This is a genomic window from Paraburkholderia dinghuensis (genome assembly GCF_003837865.1).
Taxonomy (GTDB): domain Bacteria; phylum Pseudomonadota; class Gammaproteobacteria; order Burkholderiales; family Burkholderiaceae; genus Paraburkholderia; species Paraburkholderia dinghuensis.
Window position 1 is genome coordinate 41,146 of sequence record NZ_RQIS01000004.1, and the last position, 25,243, is coordinate 66,388.

Here is a 25,243-nt window from a genome sequence, read left to right on the forward strand (position 1 = left end):
GCTTGCGGCTATAGTCGTTAGCATTCGCGGTTTTCGTGTTCTTCACCCGACCTGTCTCCGTTCCCAGCCCGCATGAATGATCTGCTGCGCTCGTTCGGACGCGCGCTTGCCAGCGCGTTCCATCCCGTCATGCTGTTCCTCACGTTCGTGCCGTTCCTCGTGGCGGCGATCGTATGGGGCGGCCTGCTTTATGTCTTCTGGCAACCGCTGATCGACACCGCCCGCGTCTGGCTCGAAAGCTGGGCGTTCACGTCGACGCTCTATCATCTGTTCGATTGGCTCGGCTTCGGCCCGATGCGCGCCGTCGTTGCACCGCTCGTCGTGATCGCGGTTGCGATTCCGCTGATCGTCGTGTCCGTGTTGCTGCTAATCGTTGCGCTTGCCATGCCGCGCGTGATGCGCTACCTGGCGAGCCGGCAGTACCCGTCTCTCGAAATGCGGCGCGGTGGAAGCTGGTACGGCAGCCTCGCGTATTCGCTCTGGACCACGCTCGTTTGCATCGTGCTCATGATCGTCACGCTTCCGCTGTGGCTCGTGCCGCCGTTCTTCGCGCTGATACCGCCGCTCCTGTGGGGCTGGCTCACGTACCGCGTGATGACCTACGACGCGCTCGCGCTGCACGCGAGCGCTGAGGAGCGCCGCGCGCTGATGCGGCGCTACCGGCTGCCGCTACTCACGATTGGCATCGTGTGCGGGCTTTTTGGCTCCCTGCCCACGGCGATCTGGGTTTCGTCGGCGTGGCTCGTAGTGCTGTTTCCGGTGATTGCCGCGCTGACTATCTGGATCTACGCGTTCATATTTGTGTTCACGGCGCTCTGGTTCGGCAACTACTGCCTGCGAGCGCTTGCGCGCATGCGCGCCGAGGCGTCGCACAATGTGCCGGCCACGCCCTGATCCTTCATCTAGCTACTGCAACGAGGTCCCACATGGCATTTGGCGTCATCATCATCGGCGATGAGATCCTCTCGGGTCGCCGCAGCGACAAGCATCTGCCGAAGATCATCGAGCTGCTCGGTGCGCGCGGGCTCGCACTCGAATGGGCCGAATACGTTGGCGATGATCCGAAGCGGATCACCGACACGCTGCGGCGCAGCTTTGCGACCGGCGACATCGTATTCTCGACCGGCGGCATTGGCGCGACGCCGGACGACCATACGCGCCAGTGTGCGGCGGCGGCGCTCGGTGTGCCGCTCGCGCTGCATCCGGACGCGGAAGCGGCCATCCGCGAACGTATCCGCGACATGCATACAGGCAGCGATCCTGTGAATTTCGGCTCACCTGAGAACCAGCATCGCTTTCAGATGGGCACGTTCCCGGCGGGCTCGGAGATCATCCCGAACGGCTACAACAAGATCCCCGGCTTTTCGATTCGAGATCACCACTTCGTACCTGGGTTTCCCGTCATGGCCTGGCCGATGATCGAATGGGTGCTCGATACGAAATACGCGCATCTGCATCATCAGACGCCGCACGCGGAGAAGTCGCTGCTGGTGTTTGAGCTTCCGGAATCGACGCTGACGCCGCTGATGCAGCGCATCGAGCAGGATTTTCCTGGCGTGCGCGTGTTCAGCCTGCCGAGCGTTGGCGACGCCGAGCGCGGCGGCATTTACGCGCGGCGGCATATCGATCTGGGCGTGAAGGGCGAGCCCGAGGCGGTGGCGTCGGCGTTCGTGAAGCTGCGCGAGGGGGTGCATCTGCTGGGCGGTGACATCGTGGAGCCGCCGCAGGGCGCGTGATGCACGTCGGGCGTGCGCGAGCGCCGCAACGTGGCGTGTGCAGGGGTTCAGGCGGCACGTCCTGCGCGTCCGGTGCGTGCTTGCGCTGCGTGCCGGACGTGCCTGTCCGCTTCATTGCGGCCCGGGTGATGCGCCGTGGCCCGGCCACATCATCGGGCTGTCATACACGCCGCTCAGCGCGAGCCCGTCGAGCGGCGCACGATCCCGGTGCCGTATTCAGGCGCCCATCCACGGCAGGCCGCGGAAGCACCAGCCCGTCACTGTCTTGCGATGGCCCTGGCTGTCCTTGTCGCCTTCGAAACCTTCAAGCAGGTCATAGGCCTTCGTGAAGCCGATTTTCGCGGCTTCGAAGGCGGCCAGCTTCGACCGTGCCGCGCTGCGGCACAGGAACAGGACGGGGGCGTCGGGGTCGACGGCGGCGCGTAGTTGAGCGAGAAACTCGGCGTTGGGCACGCCGCCCGGGTAGCGGGTCCATTCGACATGGGCGTACTGCCCGTCGCCGATGACAGGACGGCCCACCCAGTCGAGTTCAGCGCGCGTACGCACGTCGACGAGACGTGCTCGCGGGTCGAGCTGAAGAAGCTCGAACGCCTCGGCTGGCGACACTGCACCCGCGTAGGGCAGTTGATTTTCGACGCGGCGCTTGTCGGCCTGGGCGTACAACTGTTCGAGCGTACTCATGACAACGGACTCCTGTTTCGCGTTGGACCAAAAGATGATTCTAGCGCGTCGCCCGGGTTGGGCAACCTGGTGCGGATGGGCTGGAGTCAATCATCGGTCTGGTCCTGGCGGCGGTGCTAGCGGTGCGGAGGATCGTGCCTTCCTGGGTGACCGACCGGTGTAACGCGTGCAAGAGGAGGAGCTAACCGTGCCATTCGGATACTGGGCATCAGGCAGATAAGCCCATCGTCCATCTGGTTGGACGGAGGACACCGGGGCGGATACGCGCCGCGCAGAGCCACGGGCTGCTTCGCACGTGTTTCGTTACCGTCGTCCGGCTTCGGTGGATAATGACCTCCCCGCGGCCGGAGTGACTGCATTGAAAGTACGCACATCGTCGGTTGAGGATGGCGCAAAGGCGTTGCTCGCATCCAAATGGTGCAGAAGTGGCGTCTTGCACCATAATTGAGCTTGTTTCGCGCGCCAACATCGGGATTGCCCAAAAGTGGTGCTTTCGACCGACGAGCGTATCGGATTCATCACATTCGTGCGTGCGGACTTTTTGCTCCAGGTCCGCGTCGGTAAAGGGATTTGTTCCGTCGTAGCGCGCGGCTGGCACGGAAGCTGCTATATCCGTCGCCATCGAACCGCGGCCGGTGTTAAGTAACTGCAAAGCGTACTGGCCGGTGCGGATCAGCAGAATCGGGAAGGCGGCAAGGTTCGCCGAAATTGTTAATCAGGAGAATAGGTTATGAGCAAATCCGTGGCCGACGTCATGCAACTCGTCAAGGACGAAGACGTCAAGTTTGTCGACTTCCGTTTCACCGACACGCGCGGTAAAGAGCAGCACGTTTCGGTGCCGGTCTCGCACTTCGACGAAGACAAGTTCGAAAGCGGCCATGCGTTTGACGGTTCGTCGATTGCCGGCTGGAAGGGCATCGAAGCGTCGGACATGCTGCTCGTGCCGGATGCGAACACCGCTTTCATCGACCCGTTCTACGAAGAGTCGACGCTCGTGCTGACCTGCGACGTGGTCGAACCGGCGGACGGCAAGGGCTACGAACGCGACCCGCGTTCGCTCGCCAAGCGCGCTGAAGCCTACCTGAAGAGCACCGGCCTTGGCGATACGGCCTTCTTCGGTCCGGAACCCGAATTCTTCATTTTCGACTCGGTCCAGTGGAACACGGACATGTCGGGCTGCTTCGTGAAGATCGGCTCGGATGAAGCACCGTGGTCGTCGGGCAAGGAAATGGAAGGCGGCAACACGGGTCACCGTCCGGGCGTGAAGGGCGGCTACTTCCCGGTCGCACCGGTCGACACGTTCCAGGACATCCGTTCGGAAATGTGCCTGCTGCTCGAGCAGATCGGCATTCCGGTCGAAGTGCACCACCACGAAGTGGCGGGCCAGGGCCAGAACGAAATCGGCACGAAGTTCTCGACGCTCGTAGAGCGCGCCGACTGGACGCAGCAGATGAAGTACATCATCCACAACGTTGCGCACACGTACGGCAAGACGGCGACGTTCATGCCGAAGCCGATCGTCGGCGACAACGGTTCGGGCATGCACGTTCACCAGTCGATCTGGAAGGACGGCCAGAACCTGTTCGCGGGTAACGGCTACGCAGGTCTGTCGGAATTCGCGCTGTTCTACATCGGCGGCATCATCAAGCACGCCCGTGCCCTGAACGCGATCACGAACCCGTCGACGAACTCGTACAAGCGTCTCGTGCCGCACTTCGAAGCTCCGGTCAAGCTGGCCTACTCGGCACGCAACCGCTCGGCGTCGATCCGCATTCCGCACGTGAGCAACCCGAAGGGCCGCCGTATCGAAACGCGCTTCCCGGACCCGATGGCCAACCCGTACCTGTGCTTCTCGGCGCTGATGATGGCGGGTCTCGACGGCGTGCAGAACAAGATCCACCCGGGCGAAGCCGCCGACAAGAACCTGTACGACCTGCCGCCGGAAGAGGATGCAAAGATCCCGACCGTCTGCGCGGGCCTCGACCAGGCGCTGGAAGCGCTCGACAAGGATCGCGAGTTCCTGACGCGCGGTGGCGTGTTCACCGACAGCATGATCGATGCTTACCTCGATCTGAAGGAAACGGAACTGCAACGCGTGCGCATGACCACCCACCCGGTCGAGTTCGAACTGTACTACTCGCTGTAATTCGACGATGGCGCTTCGCTTGCTACGAATGCGGCGAAGCGCTCGTTCGATGCGCGCGAGGGTCGCGATCGGTCACGAAGGGACGGCGGCGCCGTCCCTTTTTCGTTCCGCCGTTCGTCGTGCCTGTACCTCGCTCGCGCGAGGTGCTTGAACGACATCGACATTGCCGGTGTGCGTAACGGTGTAGGGGTCCACGGACAGCCACATGGTGCTCAAGAATCTGATCAAGGCCAGGAAGGGTCACGCGGAACCGCTTTCGGACGACGCGCAACTCGTCGGCTCGGCGCTCTTGCCCGGCTTCGAGTCGCTGCCGACGGTCGTGCTAGTGCTCGACAAACGCACGCTGCGTGTCGCGTTTGCGAATCCCTCGGCCGAGGCGATGCTCGATCTCTCGCGTCGCCAGTTGACGCAGATGGCGTGGCCCGATCTGTTCGCGAATGGCGACGAGCTGGTCTCGACGATCGCCTCGATTGCCGAACACCGTTTTCACGCGACGCACCTCGACGCGACGCTCGAACGCCCGGGCCGCGAGCCGCTGCACGTGCATGTGATCGTCGGCTTTCTGGAGAGCGCGCCTGACTACGTGCTGCTCGAACTGTTCGAGATCGAGCGGCACCTGAAGAGCGACCGTGAGGAGCGCATCCACGACCTCACGACCGTCAACAAGCATCTGATCCGCAACCTCGCGCACGAGATCAAGAATCCGCTCGGCGGGATTCGCGGCGCCGCGCAGTTGCTCGAATTCGAACTGGGCACGCTCAATCGCGATGACCTGCGCGAGTACACGCAGGTCATCATCAAGGAGTCGGACCGGCTGCAGACGCTCGTCGACCGGTTGCTTGAGCCGCACCGGCATCCGCATATCGTCGGTGACGTGAATATTCACGAGGTGTGCGAACGCGTGCGCGCGCTGATCCTCGCGGAATTCCCGCGCGGCCTCACGATCGAGCGCGACTACGACGTGAGCGTGCCCGACCTGCGCGGCGACAAGGAGCAACTGATCCAGGCGCTGCTCAACATCATGCGCAACGCGGCGCAGGCGCTGCGCGAACGCATTTCGCAGGGCGATGCGCGCATCGAAATCCGCACGCGCGTCGCGCGCAAGGTCACGATCGCGAAACGCCTGTGCAAGCTGGCACTGGATTTGCATATCACCGACAACGGGCCCGGCATTCCCGAGGACATCCGTGACCGCATCTTCTATCCGCTCGTGTCGGGGCGCGAAGACGGTACGGGTCTGGGTCTCACGCTCGCCCAGAACTTCGTGCAACAGCACGACGGGCTGATCGAAGTGGACAGCCGTCCGGGCCATACGGAGTTTCAGATCCTGCTTCCGCTCGACTATTGATCTACTGATACCGCTTGCACGTCAACAGGATTTCTGACCGATCTTATGAAGCCGATCTGGATAGTAGACGACGACCAGTCGATTCGCTGGGTGCTGGAAAAGGCACTTGCCCGCGAGAATTTCGCTACCCGCAGCTTCTCGACGGTGCGCGAGGCCGCGAGCGCGCTCGACCACGACAGTCCGCAGGTCCTCGTGTCCGATATCCGGATGCCGGGCGGCTCGGGGCTCGAATTGCTGCAGACGGTGCGCGAGCGCCAGCCGGGGCTGCCCGTCATCATCATGACCGCGTTCTCCGATCTCGACAGCGCGGTGGCGGCGTTCCAGGGCGGTGCGTTCGAATATCTCGCCAAGCCCTTCGACGTCGACCGCGCGGTCGAGCTGATCCGCCGCGCCGTGGACGAAAGCGTGCGCGGCGAGCATCCGCTGGATGAGCGTCCCGCCGAAGCGCCCGAGATGCTCGGCCAGGCGCCAGCCATGCAGGACATGTTCCGGGCAATCGGGCGGCTCTCGCATTCGGCGGCGACCGTACTCATCACGGGCGAGTCCGGCACCGGAAAAGAGCTTGTGGCGCGTGCGCTGCACCGCCATAGCCCACGCGCGAACGGTCCATTCATTGCGCTCAACACCGCGGCCATCCCGAAGGATCTTCTGGAATCTGAACTGTTCGGCCACGAGCGCGGCGCGTTCACGGGTGCGCAGGCGATGCGCCAGGGGCGCTTCGAGCAGGCCGAGAACGGCACGCTGTTTCTCGACGAAATCGGCGACATGCCGTTCGATCTGCAGACGCGTCTGCTACGCGTCCTGTCCGACGGGCAGTTCTATCGTGTGGGCGGACACAACCCGCTGCGCGCGAACGTGCGTGTGATCGCGGCGACGCACCAGAATCTCGAAACGCGCGTGCGACAGGGCCTGTTCCGCGAGGACCTGTATCACCGCCTCAACGTGATCCGTCTGCGTTTACCGGCCTTGCGCGAGCGCAGCGAAGACATTCCGCTGCTCACGCGCCACTTCCTGCAGAAGAGTGCGCGCGAACTGGGCGTCGAACCCAAGCGCGTGTCCGAGGAAGCGCTCGCTTTTATGTCGTCGCTGCCGTTTCCGGGCAACGTGCGGCAACTGGAGAATCTGGCGAACTGGCTGACCGTGATGGCGCCCGCGCAGACCATCGAGGTCAAGGATCTGCCGCCGGATCTCGTGCCCGCGCACAGCGCGTCGGACGAAGCGGGCGCGATGGTGCTGCACAGTGACGCTGTCGGCCTTGCGGTGTCCGGCGGTGCATTGCCGGCCGGCAACGGTGCAAACGGGACCACGTCGTTCGCGCATGCGGCGTCGGGCGCGGCCCCCCATGCGGCCGCTGTGGTCGCCGTGTGGGAGGCGGGTCTGCGTACCGAAGTCGCCAGGTTGTTGCGTGAAAACAGCGCGGACGTCATGGACGAACTCTCGCGCCGCTTCGAGGCCGCCGTAATCCGCGAGGCACTCGACTTCACTCGTGGCCGCAAGGTCGAGGCGGCAGAGCGCCTCGGCATCGGGCGCAACACCATCACGCGCAAGATCCAGGAACTGAATCTGGAGTGACTGGCGTGAAGCTGGCGCATCGGTCCGGGTCGACGACCGGATCGGCGCGCCGATTCATGTGCCGATTGATGTACGATCGCGCGCTCAGGGCATAATCGACGCTGTTTCCCTGCTCGCAATCGATCATGTCCGTGAATTCCGTCTGGCCCGCCGAGGCCGATCCCTTTCTTTCACTCGAATCGCTCGACGACCCCGACGCAAGCGCATGGGTCGATCAACAGAACGCGCGCACGCGTTCCGCATGGCAGGGCGGTGCTCGCTTTGACGCGCTGCAGAAGCGTCTTGGCGAGGCGTATCTTCCGCGCGTGCGTCCTGTGATCCCGAGCCGCTGGCAACAGTGGGCCTACGATCTCTGGGAAGACGAAGACAACCCCAAGGGTCTGTGGCGCCGTGCGCCGTGGGCCGACTGGCGCGCGGGCAAGGCGCAGTGGCAGACGCTGATCGATTTCGACGCGCTCGGCGATGCCGAGGACGTGCCGTGGGTCTGCGCGGGCATCGACATCCTCTATCCGGACGGCGACCGCGCGCTGATCCAGCTCTCGGACGGCGGCGCAGATGCCGTGATCGTCCGCGAGTTTGACATCGAGCGGCGCGTGTTCGTGGATGGTGGTTTCGCGATTCCGAAAGAGGGCAAGCACACGATCTCGTGGATCGACCGCGATACCGTCTATGTCGGCTGGGACAACGGGCGCAGGACGCTCACGCGTTCGGGTTATCCGCGTGAGGTGCGTCGCTGGACGCGCGGTGCGCGGCTCGCCGATGCGCCCGTCGTGTTCCGCGGCGAGTTTGGCGATATCAGCGTTGAAGCCGACTACGATCCCGTCGAGCGGCGTCACGACATCGTGCGCAGCGTCGACTTCTTCGATGCGTACAACTACTGGCTCGACGACAAGGGCGAATGGCGGCAGTACGACCTGCCGTCGCATGTCGCGGTCGGTGCGTGGCACGGCTGGCTGCTGCTCGAGCCGCGTCTCGACTGGACGTGTGCGGGGCTCACGCATCCGGGCGGTGCGCTGCTCGCGATCCGCGAGAGTGCGTTCCTTGCCGGCGATCGCACCATGACAGCGCTCTTCACGCCGACGCGCGTCACGTCCGCGTGTGACTGGACCAATACGAAGAACTATCTCGTGGTCTCGTGGCTCGACGATGTGCAAAGCCGCACGATGTTGTGGGAACCGCCGTCCGACGATGGTGTTCGATCCTGGAGTTCGCGCACATTTCCGGCGCGCGCGACATCGCAGGTGGACGTGTCGCCGGTTGAAGACACACTCGACGACGAAGTGTTCGTCGACGTCGACGATTATCTCCAACCGCCCGAATACTGGTTCGCCGATATCGCGAAGACGAATCTTCAGGACTGGGAACTAATCGATCGCTGGCCTACCCAGTTCGACGCCGCGCCGCTCGCCGTGATCCGCTCGCACGCGCAGTCGGCGGATGGCACGCGTGTGCCGTTCACGGTGATCGGCCCGCGCGATGTGATCGAGGAGGACGCTCGCAAGCGCGCACCGTGCCTCTTGACCGGTTACGGCGGCTTCGCAATCGCACTTACGCCGCAGTATCTCGTGAGCTCGGGGATCGGCTGGCTGGAGCAGGGCGGGATCGTCGTGGTCGCGCATATTCGCGGTGGCGGCGAGTATGGCACGGCCTGGCACGTCGAGGCGCAGCGCGAGCGCCGGCAGCGTTCGTTCGATGATTTCATCGCCGTCGCAGAGCAACTCGTCGCGCAAGGATTCACGAGCGCTGAGCAACTCGGCATCAAGGGTGGCAGCAACGGCGGGCTGCTGGTCGCCGCTTGTATGGTGCAGCGGCCCGAACTGTTCGGCGCGGTGGTGTGCGAGGTGCCGCTGCTCGACATGCAGCGCTATCCGCTGTTGCACGCGGGTGCATCGTGGCTCGACGAATACGGCGATCCCGAGGACGAGGCGCAAGCGCGTGCGCTGGCCGCGTACTCGCCGTATCAGCGCGTGAAGGACGGCGTGGCGTATCCGCCGTCACTTTTCACGACTTCGACGAGCGATGACCGGGTGCATCCCGGCCACGCACGCAAGATGGTCGCACGCATGCAGGAGCAGGGGCATGCGAACGTCTGGTATCTGGAGAATACGGAAGGCGGTCACGGGCCAGGCAGCGATGCGCTGGAACGCGCCGAATACGACGCGCTCGTGTTCCGTTTCCTGTGGACCACGCTCGCCGGAACGTGGTGAGGACTCAGGACGCGACGTCGAGCTGGGCGATGACCGGCGTGTGATCCGAAGGCTGCTCCCACTTGCGCGGCGTCTTGTCGACCTCAACCGATTTGCACAGCGGCGCGAGCGCGGGCGAGAGCAGGATGTGATCGATCCGCAGGCCGGCGTTGCGACGGAACGCGAACATGCGGTAATCCCACCACGTGAAGGTTTTTTCGGGCTGCTCGAACTGGCGGAAAGCATCGACGAAACCCAGTTCGATCAGCCGTGCGAACTGTGCGCGCTCCTCCGGCGAGACGAGGTTCTGGCCTTCCCAGGCTTTGGGATCGTGCACGTCGCGATCTTCGGGGGCGATGTTGTAGTCGCCTAGCAGCGCGAGTTTCGGATAGCGCTGCATTTCCTGCGCGAGCCAGTCGTGCATCGCGTTCAGCCAGTCCAGCTTGTAGGCGAATTTCTCGGTGCCGGGCGCCTGGCCGTTGGGAAAGTACGCGCTCACGACGCGCACGTCGCCGATCGTCGTGGCGATCATGCGCTGCTGCGGATCCTCGAAACCGGGGATGTTGCGCACGACCGTCGCTTCGTCGACGACGAGGCCATCGCGCACGAGAATCCCGACGCCGTTATAGGTCTTTTGACCGGCGAACCAGCTGCGGTAGCCCGCTGCTTCGAGTTCCGCGCCCGGGAATTTTTCGTTAGGGAGCTTCAGTTCCTGAAGGCACAGCACGTCGGTCTGGCTCTCCTTGAGCCAGTCGATGACGTGCTGCAGGCGGACCTTCAGCGAATTGACGTTCCAGGTGGCGATTTTCATATGAGGCTCGATCGGCTTGCGACAAAGAGGACGCGCGCCGCGACGACGGGCGCGCACGACGCGTCATTATGAACCGCATCGTGCAGCCGGAGCGAGCCTCGTTCAGGCCTCAGCCGTAGCGGCGGCGACGCCGAGGCGCGCACGCGCCGCGTCGTACTCGCGTTTCAGGCGGGCGATCAACTCGGCCGCCGGCACGACGCCTTTGACCGCGCCGATACCCTGACCCGAGCCCCAGATGTCCTTCCACGGCTTCACGCGATTCGAGCCGAAGCTCATCGTGGAGGGATCGGACACAGGCAGCGCGTCCGGGTCGAGCCCGCTCGCGACGATGCTCTGACGCAGATAGTTGCCGTGCACGCCGGTGAAGAGATTCGAGTAGACGATATCGCCCGCATTGCTGTCGACGATCATCTGCTTGTACGCGTCGACGGCATTCGCTTCATTCGTTGCGATGAACGCCGAACCGACGTACGCGAGATCCGCGCCGGCGGCCTGTGCGGCGAGAATCGCGTTGCCGTTGCCGATCGCGCCCGAGAGCAGCAGCGGACCATCGAACCATTCGCGGATCTCGTGAATCAGCGCGAACGGCGAGAGTGTGCCAGCGTGGCCGCCTGCGCCCGCAGCGACGGCGATGAGGCCGTCGGCCCCCTTTTCAATGGCCTTCTTCGCGAACCTGTTGTTGATGACGTCGTGCAGCACGATGCCGCCCCACGCATGCACGGCGTGATTGACTTCCTCGCGCGCACCGAGCGACGTGATGACGATCGGCACCTTGTACTCGGCGCAGACGCCCAGATCGTGCTCGAGACGGTCGTTCGACTTGTGGACAATCTGGTTCACCGCGAACGGTGCGGCGGGGTTGTCGGGGTGCCTGGCGTTGTATTGCGCGAGTTCGGTCGTGATGCGGTCAAGCCATTCGCCGAGGACATGCTCGGACCGCGCGTTGAGCGCGGGGAACGAACCGACCACACCGGCCTTGCACTGCGCGATGACGAGATCGGGATTCGAAATGATGAAGAGCGGCGAGCCGACGACCGGAATCGACAGACCGCGGCGCAGCACGGCGGGCAGGGACATTCCTGACTCCTGATTCGACCAGAGTGGGTGCTTCAGCACGTGCTCTGGTCACATGTTAAGTGTTAAGTAAGCGGGACGGCGGCCGGATCCGGGCGCTGTCGTGTTTGGGGTTGCATCTGCTGGAAAGGAAACCCGGGCCACGGTGCGGCGCACGGCGGCTCGGCAGTGCAAAACATAGCAAACCGGCTGACACTATGCAACTGGTTGCATAGTGTCAGCGTTCAGGTGATTCCTGAGGGGGACGGGGTGCAGGCGTGGTTTAGAATCGCCGCATGTCGACGCCCCATGCCATCCTGATTGCCCTGCTGGAGAAACCGTCCAGCGGTTACGACCTCGCGCGGCGCTTCGATCGCGCAATTGGCTACTTCTGGCACGCCACGCATCAGCAGATCTACCGTGAACTCGGCCGTATGGTGGAGGCGGGGTGGGTCGCTGTCGCTGAAGAGGAGGCTGCAGCTGCGCCGCGCAAGAAGGTTTATTGCGTGCTGCCGGTCGGGCGGGAAGAGGTGAGGCGTTGGGCTCGCGAGACGCCGCTCGGACGCGACGACCGCAATGCGTTCTTGCTGAAGCTGCGCGCCGATGCGGTAGTCGGTCCGCTGGGGCTCGGCGACGAACTGCTGCGCCTGATCGAGGAGAACCGGGCACGGCTCGTTCTGTATCGCGAGATCGAGATGCGCGACTTCGGCGCGGCATCGCTTACGCGTGGGCAGCAATTGCAGTACGCGATCCTGAAGGCGGGGATACGCGCGCATGAGACGTGGCTCGAATGGGCCGAGGACGTGGCGCCGCTGCTCAATCTGTAGTGCTGATTAAAGCTCGCCCGCGATGGATGAGATTTGATCGGTCACTTGTTTGACGCGCGGGTTCGCAGCATGTTGGCGCTTTTGCTCGGTATCGAGAAATATGTTTGACGTAAGCGCTGCAATACCCTATACTTCTTTCTCTAACGGACGCGGGGTGGAGCAGTCTGGCAGCTCGTCGGGCTCATAACCCGAAGGTCGTAGGTTCAAATCCTACCCCCGCAACCAGCGAATCAAATCAAAGGGTTACAGTGCATTTGCCTGTAGCCCTTTGTGCTTTCTGGCGCTCGAGTACCGTCTGAGGCACGTCAAACGTTGGTCGCCGAGCCGTCGTTGTCGTAAGTCCGCAGATCACCCCGGCATCGCAAACCTCAAAGAGCCAGCGATGCGATTCCACGCATTGATCGTCGCAACGGCGGTTGTCAGCGCGGCTAGTTCGGTTTCCGAGAACTGTTGTCGCGCATGCTCAAATGCCTCGTCGCCCACGTGCTGCGACATCATGCAAGTGAGGCTCTCGGCCCAGGCAAGCGCCGCGCGCTCCCGCGAATCGAAACACCCCACGTCACGCCATGCTGCGACGAGATCGAGCTGCATCTCAGGCACGCCCGCTTGACGAGCCCAGTCCAGATGCAATTTGAGGCAATACGCGCAGCCGTTGATTTGCGACACGCGGATCTTGACCAGCTCGATCAGCCGTTTATCCAGCCCTGTATCGTTGACTGCCTGCCCCAGGCTGCGCAATGCCGCGACGGCACCTGGAACAGACTGCTCGAAGGTCGTCCAGGTCATGCGGGGCGAAACCGCGTCGATGGACAGATTGCTTGAAGTGGACATGATGCCCTCGCATGTCATTAACGAAACGGTGGCGCTTTAATCCGCTTAACCCATCGCTGTGCGCCTTCCCGGGATGAGCACGTTTCGCTCAAGCGTCACCGCAGCACCAGTTACGGACGTACGCAGGCGCATTCGCCGTCTCCCCATCGGGTTCGGGCGCTTGTGGCGTCATCGCGAGCGGCAATACCCCGGCCCAGACCGGACGATCCAGATCTTTGGGATCATCTTCCGGACCACCAGTGCGGACCTTGCACGCGAATTCGTCGAGTGCGATACGCAGCACAGTGGTTGCCGCCAGTTCTTTCTCGTTGCCTCCACGTACTTCGGCAGAACGCCCCGGCGCGATCGATTCCATGAATGCATCGAGCGCAGATGCCTTTTCATGCTCAGGAACGCGTTCGAATTCGCCGTAGATCACCGCACTTCGATAGTTCATTGAATGATTAAACGCCGACCGGGCTAGTACCAGGCCATCCAGATGGGTCACACCGATGCAGACCTGCGCGCCTGCTGACGCCACTTTCAGCAGCCGGCTGCCGTTCGAGCCATGCACATAGAGATAATCACCCGTTCGCCAGCAGGCCATGGGAATGCAGTGCGCGCCTCGCTCATCGGCGAATGAAAGATGGCAGAGATGCGTTGCGTCGAGAATGGTATCGAGCATTTCCCTGTCGTACTGGCCACGTTCGGCAATACGGCGGATACGCGTTCGGTCACTGGCTGGCGTGGTTGCTTGCATGGTCTGATCCGGCGATGAATTGACTGGCAGCATAGAACGAGCGTGGCCCCATGAGTAGGTCCACATGGTCGTCAAAGGATAGGGCCACGAATCGGGACAAATTCGTACCGATCTAGTCGCAATCCGAATACATTGCTGAGATACATCGCCAGTGTCGTTAGCCGCCTACCCACGGTGGCCCGACCTGGCTGTTGTCAATATCGAACCACATTATTCCCTCAGAATATGAACGCTGACTGGTTGAGTAGTCACGTTAGCCACGCTTCGCGATGAATTCGGAGGAGTCCTATACCTCTTGGTGCCAGTGTAGCTGGAATATATCTCGAATGAGCTAAATATAGCGTAATCGTTGTCGAGCAAGCTGTCGGGTTGGTCGTGTTTTCTGCGCGGTGGAGTCCGCAGGCAAGCGGAGCGCAATTTCAATTCTGTATCGAACAGCGTTCGAGTGGTGTTTGTTTATAAACAATAAATCGGACTGCGAATTACTAAATCGATTAAAAAATGAAGGAATGGACGTGATATCAATAAAAGTACCAACACTCCTGCGTTGCGTCGTGTCGGTTATTCTGCCGCTAACCATTGCGGCTTGCGGAGGAAGTGGCCAAAACGGCGAAACTTCCGGTGCAGATGCGATTGGCGCTAGCGCTGAAGCTGATTCCGCGGAAGTAGTAGCGGCAACGAATGCCGCGGCATCGGAAAACGTCTCGCCGGAAATCGCCATGAAAATGCGCGCGATCACGGTGCAAGACCAGTCGACAACCGACCGCTTTATCGTCAAGTACAAGGCAAGCAGCCCTGAAGGCAAGGATACTTCCGCGGTTGGATCGAAACTGGCCAGACTGAGGTCGGCCTTTCCCGCCAAAGCAAATCACCATCGTCGCCTGGGCATCGGTTCCGATGTCGTCACAACCGAACGAAAGTTGAACGCCAGCGATGCCAACGCGTTCATGCGCGCCATCGCGTCGGATCCGGATGTTGAATATGTTGAACCGGATGTTGAGATGACGATCCAGTCGGCACCCAATGATCCCTACTATTTCAGGCAGTGGTTTTTGAAGTCCAACCTGACCGATAAGACATCCCCGGGCATTCGTGCGGAGGGAGCATGGGATATAACGAAAGGCCGCGGATCGATCATCGGAATTGTTGACACGGGTGTCACGAATCACAGCGATTTGAGTGCGAATCTGGTGCCGGGATACATGATCATGGGTGTTGCACCGTCACCGGGCGGTTTCGATCCCGGGCTATCAAGCGGATCGTGTGGAATTCCGTGGCACGGCACGCACGTTGCAGGTATTGCCGCGGCGCAGACGAATAACGGCGTTGGCGTCGCAGGGGTAGCACCCGAGGCAAAAATTCTGCCAGTGAGGTCGTTAGGTACATGCGGAACCGGTTCGTTGGCGGACGTGGCCGACGGCATCACCTGGGCCGTCGGCGGCACACTGCCTGGCGTTCCAGTCAACGCTAATCCCGCGACCGTGATCAATCTCAGCCTGGCTCAGAGAAGTACGTGCTCGCAGACGATGCAGAACGTGATTGACTTCGCCACGAGTAAAGGTGCCATCGTGGTGGCCGCGGCGGGCAACAGCAAGGAGGATGTCGCACAGTGGCAGCCGGCCAATTGTCGAAACGTCATTGCCGTCAGTGGCAGCGATGCCACCTATGGAAGCTGGGTCTCCTCGAATTATGGAGCCGGCGTTGATATCGCGGCTCCGGCAGGCGACATCTGGTCGACTTTCAACAGTGGAACCGGGTTGCCGGCCGCCGAAAGCTATTCATATATGTCGGGTACGTCAATGTCGGTCCCGATGGTGAGCGGCGTCGTCGCACTGGCACAGGCGGTGCTGCCAAAGTCGCTGAGCGTTGCGGAGTTCCGCGCGCTCCTGCAGCAGAGTGCGCAGCCGTTCGCCGCGCCTCCCGACCGCGTCCTGGGCCCAGGAATCCTGGATGCGGAAAAGACGGTTGCGGTGGCCAAAAGTGGTGTCATTCCGGTCGCGGCGGACTTCACCTGCGTAGAGGCGGAGAACCTGATGCAAGTTACATGCACGGATCGATCGACAGCGCGAGGCGGTGTGCCGATTAAAACCTGGTCGTGGAATTTTGGAGAACCGGCGTACCCAGCGGATCTTGTGAGGTCTGTTTCCGTTACCCCTTATAACAATTACGAATACGCCGGGTTATACACTGTCAGGCTTACCGTGACCGACGCGAATGGCAAAACAAGTACCTACGCCCGCCCAGTTAATGTTCCGCTACCGCCTGTCGTGGACCTGTCGGCAGGTGTGCCGAAAACGTTCGATAAATTCCCGAACGATATGACTTATTTGAGAATCAAGCTCCCGTCTGGCGTAAAGAGCGTGACGATTAAAACGACCTTTGCAGCACCTGATCAGACGGCCTTCATGTATTTGAAGGACTCCCCGACAAGTACAAATCCTGCTTGCAGGACATATGGTGCCGGACCACTGACTTGCACGGTCAACAATCCTCCAGCAGGCGATTACTATGGAATACTGACCGGAGTATCGAGAAACTCCGGAACGGTGACCATGAGCTATTCATCTTGACGTTTGCCAAAACGTCAGCATGCCCCTTGACACGTACATGCGTATCGGGGGACTGCCCTTCAAAGTCGCTTTCGTTGCGAAGTCGTCGATTCAACCGTTGAGTTCATAACACATTACGCGCCTCTGTGAATATGGCGGAACCAGATCACCTACACGTTTTGGACTACGAGGCCTGCAAGGTCATCGAGAAGTCGGGTCGGTATCGCGAGGCGCTATCTCGCGTGACGAATCTTCTTGTTTCGGAACCGCTGCACGTTGAGGCGCTGGAGCTTGCCGCCATCTGCCTGCATAACGTTCAGGAACAGGCAGAGATGGAGAGTGAGCGGACAGGAGGTGACGCCGGAATCGATCTTGCCGTGGCCTTCAACAACCTGGGTTGCTGGTTCTACGCCGGCAGTCAGGTTGTGCTGGCCGAGCAGGCTTACCGGCGGGCCCTGAACTTGAGACCAGACTCGCCGGACGTCATGACGAATCTCGGAATCGTCTTGAAAGCTCAACATCGCGAACCGGAGGCCGAATCGATCTTGCTGGCGGCGCTGGAAATTGCGCCAGCCGATGCGCGTGCGCATAACAGCTACGGGCTCGTACTCTGGAAGCTCAAGCGCCTTGCCCAGGCGGAAAAGGAATACCGCGAGGCGATTAGACTCAAACCAGATTTCCGGGACGCCTATAACAACCTGGGTCTGCTATTGCTGGAACTGAACAGGCCAGATGAGGCCGAGGTTGCGATCCGGCGCGCACTATCCCTCGACGATACGACCCCCGAGGCTTACAACAACCTGGGAAACTCACTGCGGCAACAAGGCCGGACGTCGGAGTCTATCGCCGCATACCGTCAGGCGTTGGCATTACGGCCCGGATATGTGGCCGCAAAGGCGAATCTGGCGCACTCACTGTTAAGTATCGGGGAATACAAGGAAGGCTGGGCGTTGTATGAATCACGTCACGACGCGGCTATGGGCACGCATTTTACTGAGGCTCCTCGCGTACCCTGGCCGAGATGGCGCGGTGAGCCGCTTGCCGGGAAATCGCTGCTAGTCTGGCCGGAGCAGGGCTACGGGGACGTCCTTCAATTCTGCCGTTATCTGCCGCTGCTAAAAGCGAGCGGTGCAGATCAGTTAGGGATCGTTTGTCCACCCGTGCTGCAGCGCTTGTTCGGCAGTCTCGAAGGCGTTGATGCTGTTTATCCGATGGACGGAAAGTCGCATATTCCGCGGCACGACCATTGGTGTTTCGTCATGAGTTTGCCGTACTTCTTCGGCACGACCGTTGAGACCATTCCGGCAACGATGCCTTATCTTCGTCCTCCTGAGGGTCTGGCGACAGAGTGGAAGCGCAGATTGCCCTCCGGAGGCTTCAAGGTCGGTCTGGTCTGGGCAGGAAATCCGCGCCTGCACACGCCTGCGTCAAATGCAGTTGACCAGCGCCGCTCCATGTCGTCGCGAATGTTCGTGCCCATCCTGCAGACGCCGGGCGTGACCTTCGTCAGCCTGCAAAAGGGCGAAACGGCACAGCGGCAGATTCACGAGCTTCCGCGAGATGTACGGCCGCTTGACCTGATGGACGATGTTCAGGATTTCGCGGACACCGCAGCGATCGTCGAATGCCTCGATCTGGTGATTACCGTCGATACATCGATCGCACACCTTGCAGGTGCGCTGAACAAGCCTGTCTGGATCCTGTCGCGCTATGACTCGTGCTGGCGCTGGCTATGCGACCGGGACGACTCTCCGTGGTATCCGCGCGCACGTCTGTTCCGTCAAATCGAGCCGGGTAACTGGGATGAAGTGGTAGGGCGCGTTGCCAATGCGCTTGCGTGTCTTCCCAAACCCACGGTGTGAATTTGAACGTGCGTGGCCGCGCAGCGCGACGCGCGGTGAAAAACCAGATGGGCCCGTGTTTTATCCGGCGAGCGCCCAATCGACTGCCGCCTGCGCATGCAGCGCGGTGGTATCGAACACCGGCAACGCCGAATCGTCGGGGCCGATTAGCAGCGTGATTTCCGTGCAACCGAGGATTACGGCTTGCGCCCCGCGCGCCTTCAGGTCTTCGATTACGCGCTGATAGACGTTCCGCGACTGCGCTGTCACGACGCCGTGACATAGCTCTTCGTAGATGATGCGATGCACGTCCGCGCGATCGCGCTCGCCGGGCGCCACCGCTTCGATGCCGTGGTGGCCGCGCAGGCGTCCCACGTAGAAGTCCTGCTCCATCGTGTAGCGTGTGCCGAGCAGGCCCGCACGCGTCACGCCGGCCGCCTTGAGTGCCGCTCCGGTCGGATCGGCGATATGCAAAAACGGAATCGAAATCGCGGCTTCGATCGATGCGCACACGCGATGCATCGTATTCGTCGCGAGCAGCACGATTTCCGCGCCACCGCGTTCGAGTTGCGTGGCGGCCTCGGCCATCTGTACGCCGAGCGCGTCCCACGTTCCCGCACGCTGGTGTTCCTCAATGTCGGCGAAATCGACGGTCAACATCAGGCTTCGCGCGTTATGGTGCCCGCCAAGACGCGTCTTGGCGTAGCGGTTCAGTAGCCGGTAATACTCGGCGGACGATTCCCAGCTCATCCCGCCAATCACGCCGATCGTCTTCATGATCGCTCCCCGTTTCGCAACTATCATCGACCGGCCCAGTATAGGCGCGCATCCGACCCTGAACAGGTACGGAATGCCGTCACCTTGGCGGTACGGATCAGGGGCAGATCATGGACAGTTCTCTTGATAAAAACACTGTATTTTTGTACAGTATTGTCACTTTGAACGCGCCATCTTCCGCCTCGTCGAAGTCAGACGCAAACAGCGCCACTCGCAAGATCATTCACTGCGACTGCGACTGTTTCTACGCATCGGTCGAAATGCGCGACGATCCGTCGTTGCGCGGGCGTCCGCTTGCGGTCGGCGGTCGGCCCGACCAGCGCGGAGTCATCGCGACGTGCAATTACGAGGCACGGCGCTTTGGCATTCATTCGGCGATGTCGTCGGCGATGGCGATGCGCAAGTGTCCGGATTTGCTGATCTTGCCCACGGCGATGGAAAAGTATCGCGTCGCATCGCGGCAGATCATGGCGATCTATCGCGACTACACGCCTCACGTGGAGCCGCTCTCGCTCGACGAGGCCTATCTCGACGTCACGCACACCACGCGCTGCAAGGGCAGTGCGACGCTGATCGCGCAGGAGATCCGCGAACGCGTGCGAGCGACGGTGGGCGTGACGGTCTCGGCGGGCGTCGCGCCGAACAAGTTCATCGCGAAGATCGCCTCCGACTGGAACAAGCCGGACGGCCTTTTCGTCGTGCGTCCGCACGAGGTCGATGCGTTCGTGGCCGCGCTGCCGGTGCGCAAGATTCATGGTGTCGGCAAGGTCACTGCTGCGAAACTCGAAAAACTCGGGCTTTCGACGTGCGCGCAGTTGCGCACCTGGTCGCTGATCGATCTGCACCGCCAGTTCGGTGTGTTCGGCAAGCGCCTCTACGAACTGTCGCGCGGTCAGGACGAGCGTCCCGTACTGGCGGACCAGGAGCGCAAATCGGTTAGCGTCGAGACGACCTACGTGAACGATCTGCTCACGCTCGAAGCGTGCAGCGATGCGCTCAAGCTGCTCGCCATGCAGCTCGACGCGCGCATCGAACGGGCAGGCTGCGCACACGCGGTGCGCAAGCTTTTTGTGAAGGTCCGCTTCGCGAATTTCGAGCGCACGACGGTCGAGTGTGTCGGCGATGCGACCGATCTGCCGACGTTCCTGGCGCTGCTCGAAAAGGGCCTCGCGCGGCGCAAGCAGGCGGTGCGTCTGCTCGGTGTGGGCGTGCGGCTCGAGGAGGACAAGCCGGCCTTGCGTGGCCAGTTTGCGCTGTTCGACAAGGATCCCGACGAGGACGCTCTCGAACCCGATGCATAGGCGGCGTCGCGCTGGCGTTGCTTTTCCGGCGCCGATAGAATCGGCGCAACGAGGAGGAGCCGTTCATGGACCTGATCATCCGCCGCGCCGTGCTCGCGCATGGACATCCCGATAGCCATCCCACGGTCGACATCGGTATCGACGCGGGCCGTATCGCCGCCGTCGAGCCGCAACTGGTGGCGCAGGCGCGCGAGGAGATCGACGCTGCGGGCGCGCTTGTCATGGCGCCATTCGTGGACGCGCACTTTCACATGGACGCCACGCTCTCGTATGGCCTGCCGCGCGTGAACGCGTCGGGGACGCTGCTCGAGGGCATCGCGCTGTGGGGCGAACTTAAACCGCATCTCACGCAGGAGGCGCTGGTCGATCGCGCGCTGGAGTACTGCGACTGGGCCGTCGCGCGCGGGCTGCTCGCGATCCGCAGTCATGTGGATGTCTGCGACGAACGGCTCCTGGCCGTCGAGGCGCTGCTGGAGGTCAAACGCCGCGTCGCGCCGTATCTCGACCTGCAACTGGTGGCGTTTCCGCAAGACGGTTTGCTACGCAGCGCCGGCGCGTTCGATAACCTTAAACGCGCGATCGCGATGGGCGTCGACGTCGTGGGCGGGATTCCGCACTTCGAACGCACGATGGCCGACGGCGCCGAATCCGTGCGGCTGCTTTGCGAATTCGCGGCCCAAAAGGGCCTGCGCGTGGACATGCATTGTGACGAGTCCGACGATCCGCTCTCGCGCCACATCGAAACGCTCGCCGCGCAAACGTACCGGCTCGGTCTGGCTGGCCGCGTCGCGGGCTCGCATCTCACGTCGATGCATTCGATGGACAACTACTACGTGAGCAAGCTACTGCCGCTGATGCGTGAGGCCGGCGTTGCGGCAATCGCGAATCCGCTTATCAACATCACGCTGCAAGGTCGTTCGGACACCTATCCGAAGCGGCGGGGCATGACGCGCGTCCCCGAGCTGATGGCCGCGGGCATCGACGTTGCATTCGGCCACGACTGCGTGATGGACCCGTGGTACAGCTTCGGTTCGGGCGACATGCTGGAGGTCGCACAGATGGGGTTGCACGTCGCGCAGATGACCGGCGTGGCTGCATCCCGTGCGTGCTTTGATGCGGTCACCGTGAATCCGGCGAAGATTCTCGGCCTTGAAGGATATGGCATCGCGCCCGGCTGCGCGGCGAATTGCGTCGTGCTCGATGCGCGCGATCCTGTCGAGGCGATCCGTCTGCGTGCGACGCGACTCGCCGTGGTGAGCCGGGGCAGGGTGGTGAGCCGTCAGCCCGCGCAGCGCTCGGCGCTCGCGCTTGAGGGGCGGCCCGCAAGCGTCGATTTCAGGCTGCATCGCTAGCCCGGCACACAGAAAAAACCGCGCAGGGGGCAAGCCCGTGCGCGGTTCGTTTTCAGGTCGAGCTACACCCGATCAGTGCTGCGCCGGCGGCTCTTCCATACCGTTGTGACGCAGCAGTGCGTCGATGCTTGGCTCGCGTCCGCGGAACGCCTTGAACGATTCCATCGCCGGGCGGCTGCCGCCCACTTCCAGAATCTCCTTGCGATAGCGCGTGCCGGTAGCCGCGTCGAGCACGCTCGACTTTGCCGCCTGCGCCGCTTCCTCGAATGCGGCATAGGCATCGGCGGAAAGCACTTCGGCCCACTTGTAGCTGTAGTAACCCGCCGCGTAGCCACCCGCGAAAATATGGCTGAACGTGTTCGGCCAGCGCGAGAACGCAGCCTGCGGGATGACGTGATAGCGCGCGTTGATTTCGCGCGCGAGGTCGTTCACGCTCTTGCCCGCCGATGCTTCGAAGTCGACGTGCAGCGCCATGTCGAACATCGAGAACACGATCTGGCGCAGCGTGCCAAGGCCGCTCTGGAAGTTCTTCGCTGCGAGCATCTTGTCGAACAGTTCGCGCGGCAGCGGTTTAGCCGTGTCGACATGCGAACTCATTTCGCGCAGCACGTCCCACTCCCAGCAGAAGTTTTCCATGAACTGCGAGGGCAGTTCGACGGCATCCCACTCGACACCGTTGATGCCCGACACGGCAAGTTCGTCCACTCGCGTGAGCATGTGATGCAGGCCGTGGCCGAATTCATGGAACAGCGTGATGACTTCGTCGTGCGTGAAGCACGCGGGCTTGCCACCGACTGGCGCGGAGAAATTGCAGGTGAGATACGCGACCGGCGTCTGCACCCCGTTGCCTTCGAGTTTGCGGCGCGAGCGCGCGTCGTCCATCCACGCGCCGCCGCGCTTGCCTTCGCGTGCGTAAAGGTCGAGATAGAACTGCGCGACGAGCGTGCCGTCGGTGTTTTCCACGCGGAAAAAACGCACGTCCGGATGCCACACGGGCGCGCTGTCGTCGCGGATGCGAACGCCGAAGAGCGCCTCCGTGACCTTGAAGAGTCCCCGCAGCACGAAGTCTTCGGGGAAGTACTGCTTCACTTCGTTTTCGGAGAACGAGTAGCGCTTCTGCCGAAGGCGCTCGGCGGCGAAGGCCATGTCCCACGGCTCTATCTGCGCGAGACCCAGCTCGTTCGCTGCGAATTCGCGCAGCTCTTCCCAGTCCTTTTCGGCGTGCGGGCGCGCGCGCGTCGCGAGGTCTTCGAGGAAGCTCATCACCTGTTGCGGCGACTCCGCCATCTTCGGCGTGAGCGAGACTTCGGCGAAGTTGCTGTAGCCGAGCATCTTCGCTTCTTCGGCGCGCAGCTTCAACTGCTCGGCGACGATTTCGGTGTTGTCCCACTCAGCGTTGCCGCCGCCATAAACCGGGCCGAGTTCCGATGCGCGCGTGACATACGCGCGGTACATCGTTTCGCGCATCGCGCGGTATTCCGAATACTGCAGCACCGGAAAATACGACGGGAAATGCAGCGTGAACTTCCAGCCTTCCTTGTCGTCGCGTTCGGCGGCTTCACGCGCGGCCGCGATCACGTCTTCGGGCAGGCCGGCCAGTTCCGCGTCGCTCGTGGCGTAGAACGCGTAGCCGTTGGTCGCGTCGAGCACGTGATCGGAGAACGCCTTCGCGAGCGCTGCCTGGCGTTCCTGCAACTCGGCGAAACGCGGCTTCTGGTCTTCGGGAAGCTCGGCGCCGGACAGGCGGAAGTCGCGCAACGAATTGTCGAGGATCTTCTTGCGCTCGCCCGAAAGCAGTTCGAACGAGTTGTGCGTGGTGATGCCCTTGTACTTCTCATAGAGCGCGAGATTCTGACCGACGCTCGACCAGAACTCGGTCACGCGCGGCAGGTTCTCACCGTAGACGGCGCGCAGTTCCGGCGTATCGGCTACGGCGTTCAGATGGCCGACTACGCCCCAGGCGCGCGAGAGCGGCTCGCTGGCGCGCTCGACGGGTTCGACCACGTCGTTCCATTGCGCGGGCGTCATCGGCTGGGCGGCGCGGTCAACGGCAGCACGTGCATCGGCGAGCAGCACGTCGAGCGCAGGCGTCACGTGTTCGGGGCGAATTTCGCCGAAGCGCGGCAGGCCGGTGAAGTCGAGCAGCGGATTATCGGAGGGAGTAGTAGCCATGATGCGTCCTGTGTCCTGTCTGTCGCGATTCGAGATGAAGGAGTCCGGCGAGTGTGCATCGATGCGTCGATGCGGCGCGCGGACCCCGATTGTTCGTTTATTGGGGCGCGGTGCGCGCTTTCCAACCGGGCAATGCCTGCAAAATTAACAGATGTCGGGGTGCGACGGCGATTTGCTGTCTCTGGCGATCCTACTGCAACGCGTAGCATTGAGTGCCAGACGTGGGCGCAAAAAAGCGGCCTTCAAAAGGCCGCTTCTTCTGTGCCGCTGGCCGCGCGCGAGCGGCGCGGCGCGAGTCATGAAAGTGAAAGCGCGTCAGGCGTTCGCCGCGGCGCGCTCGGCGGCCTCGATCGTATTGACGAGCAGCATCGTGATGGTCATCGGGCCGACGCCGCCCGGCACCGGCGTGATATGCCCGGCCACTTCCTTCACGCCCGCGAAGTCGACGTCGCCGCAGAGCTTGCCGTTGTCGTCGCGGTTCATGCCCACGTCGATCACGGTCGCGCCGGGCTTCACCATGTCGGCGGTGAGGATGTTGCGCTTGCCCACGGCCGCCACGACGACGTCTGCCTCGCGCGTGTGCGCCGCGAGATCGCGCGTCTTGCTGTGGCAGACCGTGACGGTCGCGCCGGCTTCGAGCAGGAGCATGGCCATCGGCTTGCCGACGATATTCGAGCGGCCGATCACTACCGCATTCGCGCCCGTGAGCGCGATCTTGTGCGCCTCGAACATCTTCATCACGCCGTAGGGCGTGCAAGGGCGAAAGAGCGGCTGGCCCGTCATCAACGCGCCTGCGTTGGCGACGTGAAAGCCATCCACGTCCTTTTCGGGCGCGATGGCTTCGATGACCTTATGGCTGTCGATGTGCTTCGGCAGCGGCAGTTGCACGAGGATGCCGTGGATCTTCGGGTCGTTGTTCAGTTCGTCGATGCGCTTGAGCAGGCCGGCCTCGGAAAGCGTGGCCGGATAGCGGTCGAGCGACGAATAGAGGCCGTTGTCCTCGCAGGCCTTCACCTTGTTGCGCACGTAGACTTCGCTAGCCGGATTGTCGCCGACCAGCACGACGGCGAGGCCCGGTCGATGCCCGCGGGCGGTGAGGGCGGCGGCGCGCGTGGCGACGTCGGCGCGCAGTTGCTTTGAGAGGGCGTTGCCGTCGATGAGGGTGGCTGTCATGGTCGGTCGAGGTCGAGAATGGGCAATGCGGGAGCAACGGAAGCTGCGCGGCGTGATCCGGGCGGGGCCGTTGCGAAGGCCGATATTATACCGTCGCCTGGGGGGGCGTTTCGGCGTGCGGGGATGGCGCGGGGGAGTGCGGCTGGTG

Annotated in this window: 19 protein-coding genes and 1 tRNA gene; 12 read left to right on the forward strand and 8 right to left on the reverse strand. The window is 62.4% G+C overall.

Annotated features, from left to right (window positions below; translation table 11 throughout):
• Window positions 1–72: 72 nt before the first annotated feature.
• Together D1Y85_RS06585 and D1Y85_RS06590 are read left to right on the forward strand one after the other, a co-directional pair.
• Window positions 73–894, forward strand: a complete 822-nt coding sequence (locus D1Y85_RS06585) for an EI24 domain-containing protein (protein ID WP_124150251.1) — start codon at window positions 73–75, stop codon at window positions 892–894.
• 32 nt (window positions 895–926) lie between these two features.
• Window positions 927–1,736, forward strand: coding sequence for a competence/damage-inducible protein A (locus D1Y85_RS06590; protein WP_124150252.1), 810 nt, complete (start codon window positions 927–929; stop codon window positions 1,734–1,736).
• A 216-nt stretch (window positions 1,737–1,952) separates the two neighbouring features.
• Here the strand turns inward: D1Y85_RS06590 and D1Y85_RS06595 are convergent, their stop codons facing one another.
• Window positions 1,953–2,417, reverse strand: coding sequence for a rhodanese-like domain-containing protein (locus D1Y85_RS06595; RefSeq protein WP_124150253.1), 465 nt, complete (start codon window positions 2,415–2,417; stop codon window positions 1,953–1,955).
• A gap of 730 nt (window positions 2,418–3,147) precedes the next feature.
• Here D1Y85_RS06595 and glnA point away from each other — a divergent pair.
• From glnA to D1Y85_RS06615, 4 genes are all read left to right on the forward strand, one after another.
• Window positions 3,148–4,563, forward strand: coding sequence for a type I glutamate--ammonia ligase (gene glnA / locus D1Y85_RS06600; RefSeq protein WP_124150254.1), 1,416 nt, complete (start codon window positions 3,148–3,150; stop codon window positions 4,561–4,563).
• A gap of 205 nt (window positions 4,564–4,768) precedes the next feature.
• Window positions 4,769–5,911 (forward strand): nitrogen regulation protein NR(II), encoded by a 1,143-nt coding sequence (gene glnL, locus D1Y85_RS06605; RefSeq protein WP_124150255.1) that lies wholly within the window; start codon window positions 4,769–4,771, stop codon window positions 5,909–5,911.
• Window positions 5,912–5,956: 45 nt separating this feature from the next.
• Window positions 5,957–7,483 carry a nitrogen regulation protein NR(I) gene (gene ntrC, locus D1Y85_RS06610; protein WP_124150256.1) on the forward strand — a complete coding sequence of 509 codons (1,527 nt, stop codon included), beginning with the start codon at window positions 5,957–5,959 and terminating at the stop codon, window positions 7,481–7,483.
• Between the two features lie 125 nt (window positions 7,484–7,608).
• A complete protein-coding gene (locus D1Y85_RS06615; protein WP_124150257.1) occupies window positions 7,609–9,690 on the forward strand; it encodes a prolyl oligopeptidase family serine peptidase in 2,082 nt (693 codons plus the stop codon).
• Window positions 9,691–9,694: 4 nt separating this feature from the next.
• Here D1Y85_RS06615 and xth read toward each other — a convergent pair whose 3' ends face one another.
• Both xth and D1Y85_RS06625 read right to left on the reverse strand, forming a co-directional pair.
• Window positions 9,695–10,480 carry an exodeoxyribonuclease III gene (gene xth, locus D1Y85_RS06620; protein ID WP_124150258.1) on the reverse strand — a complete coding sequence of 262 codons (786 nt, stop codon included), beginning with the start codon at window positions 10,478–10,480 and terminating at the stop codon, window positions 9,695–9,697.
• Between the two features lie 102 nt (window positions 10,481–10,582).
• A complete protein-coding gene (locus D1Y85_RS06625; RefSeq protein ID WP_124150259.1) occupies window positions 10,583–11,557 on the reverse strand; it encodes an NAD(P)H-dependent flavin oxidoreductase in 975 nt (324 codons plus the stop codon).
• 272 nt (window positions 11,558–11,829) lie between these two features.
• Between D1Y85_RS06625 and D1Y85_RS06630 the strand changes: the two genes are divergently transcribed.
• Window positions 11,830–12,360, forward strand: a complete 531-nt coding sequence (locus tag D1Y85_RS06630) for a PadR family transcriptional regulator (protein WP_124150260.1) — start codon at window positions 11,830–11,832, stop codon at window positions 12,358–12,360.
• A 148-nt stretch (window positions 12,361–12,508) separates the two neighbouring features.
• A tRNA-Met gene (locus tag D1Y85_RS06635) sits at window positions 12,509–12,585 on the forward strand.
• Between the two features lie 123 nt (window positions 12,586–12,708).
• Here the strand turns inward: D1Y85_RS06635 and D1Y85_RS06640 are convergent.
• Window positions 12,709–13,191: a carboxymuconolactone decarboxylase family protein gene (locus D1Y85_RS06640; RefSeq protein ID WP_246024808.1), complete on the reverse strand. Its 483-nt coding sequence runs from the start codon at window positions 13,189–13,191 to the stop codon at window positions 12,709–12,711.
• Between the two features lie 88 nt (window positions 13,192–13,279).
• Window positions 13,280–13,930 carry a pyridoxamine 5'-phosphate oxidase family protein gene (locus tag D1Y85_RS06645; protein ID WP_124150261.1) on the reverse strand — a complete coding sequence of 217 codons (651 nt, stop codon included), beginning with the start codon at window positions 13,928–13,930 and terminating at the stop codon, window positions 13,280–13,282.
• Between the two features lie 452 nt (window positions 13,931–14,382).
• Here D1Y85_RS06645 and D1Y85_RS06650 point away from each other — a divergent pair, with 452 nt between their 5' ends.
• The gene (locus D1Y85_RS06650; protein WP_124150262.1) at window positions 14,383–16,500 is read left to right on the forward strand and encodes a S8 family serine peptidase; all 2,118 of its coding nucleotides are present in this window, start codon (window positions 14,383–14,385) and stop codon (window positions 16,498–16,500) included.
• Between the two features lie 221 nt (window positions 16,501–16,721).
• The gene (locus D1Y85_RS06655; protein ID WP_246024809.1) at window positions 16,722–18,341 is read left to right on the forward strand and encodes a tetratricopeptide repeat protein; all 1,620 of its coding nucleotides are present in this window, start codon (window positions 16,722–16,724) and stop codon (window positions 18,339–18,341) included.
• Between the two features lie 60 nt (window positions 18,342–18,401).
• On the opposite strand, the gene D1Y85_RS06660 is transcribed toward D1Y85_RS06655, so the two are convergent.
• A complete protein-coding gene (locus tag D1Y85_RS06660; protein ID WP_124150263.1) occupies window positions 18,402–19,097 on the reverse strand; it encodes an aspartate/glutamate racemase family protein in 696 nt (231 codons plus the stop codon).
• A 110-nt stretch (window positions 19,098–19,207) separates the two neighbouring features.
• Between D1Y85_RS06660 and dinB the strand changes: the two genes are divergently transcribed.
• Both dinB and D1Y85_RS06670 read left to right on the forward strand, forming a co-directional pair.
• Window positions 19,208–20,398, forward strand: a complete 1,191-nt coding sequence (gene dinB / locus D1Y85_RS06665; RefSeq protein ID WP_124150264.1) for a DNA polymerase IV — start codon at window positions 19,208–19,210, stop codon at window positions 20,396–20,398.
• Between the two features lie 65 nt (window positions 20,399–20,463).
• Complete coding sequence (locus D1Y85_RS06670; RefSeq protein WP_124150265.1) at window positions 20,464–21,750, forward strand: amidohydrolase family protein; 1,287 nt, start codon at window positions 20,464–20,466, stop codon at window positions 21,748–21,750.
• Window positions 21,751–21,822: 72 nt separating this feature from the next.
• Here D1Y85_RS06670 and D1Y85_RS06675 read toward each other — a convergent pair whose 3' ends face one another.
• Together D1Y85_RS06675 and folD are read right to left on the reverse strand one after the other, a co-directional pair.
• The gene (locus tag D1Y85_RS06675; RefSeq protein ID WP_124150266.1) at window positions 21,823–23,922 is read right to left on the reverse strand and encodes a M3 family metallopeptidase; all 2,100 of its coding nucleotides are present in this window, start codon (window positions 23,920–23,922) and stop codon (window positions 21,823–21,825) included.
• Window positions 23,923–24,237: 315 nt separating this feature from the next.
• A complete protein-coding gene (gene folD / locus D1Y85_RS06680; protein ID WP_124150267.1) occupies window positions 24,238–25,095 on the reverse strand; it encodes a bifunctional methylenetetrahydrofolate dehydrogenase/methenyltetrahydrofolate cyclohydrolase FolD in 858 nt (285 codons plus the stop codon).
• Between the last annotated feature and the right edge of the window lie 148 nt (window positions 25,096–25,243).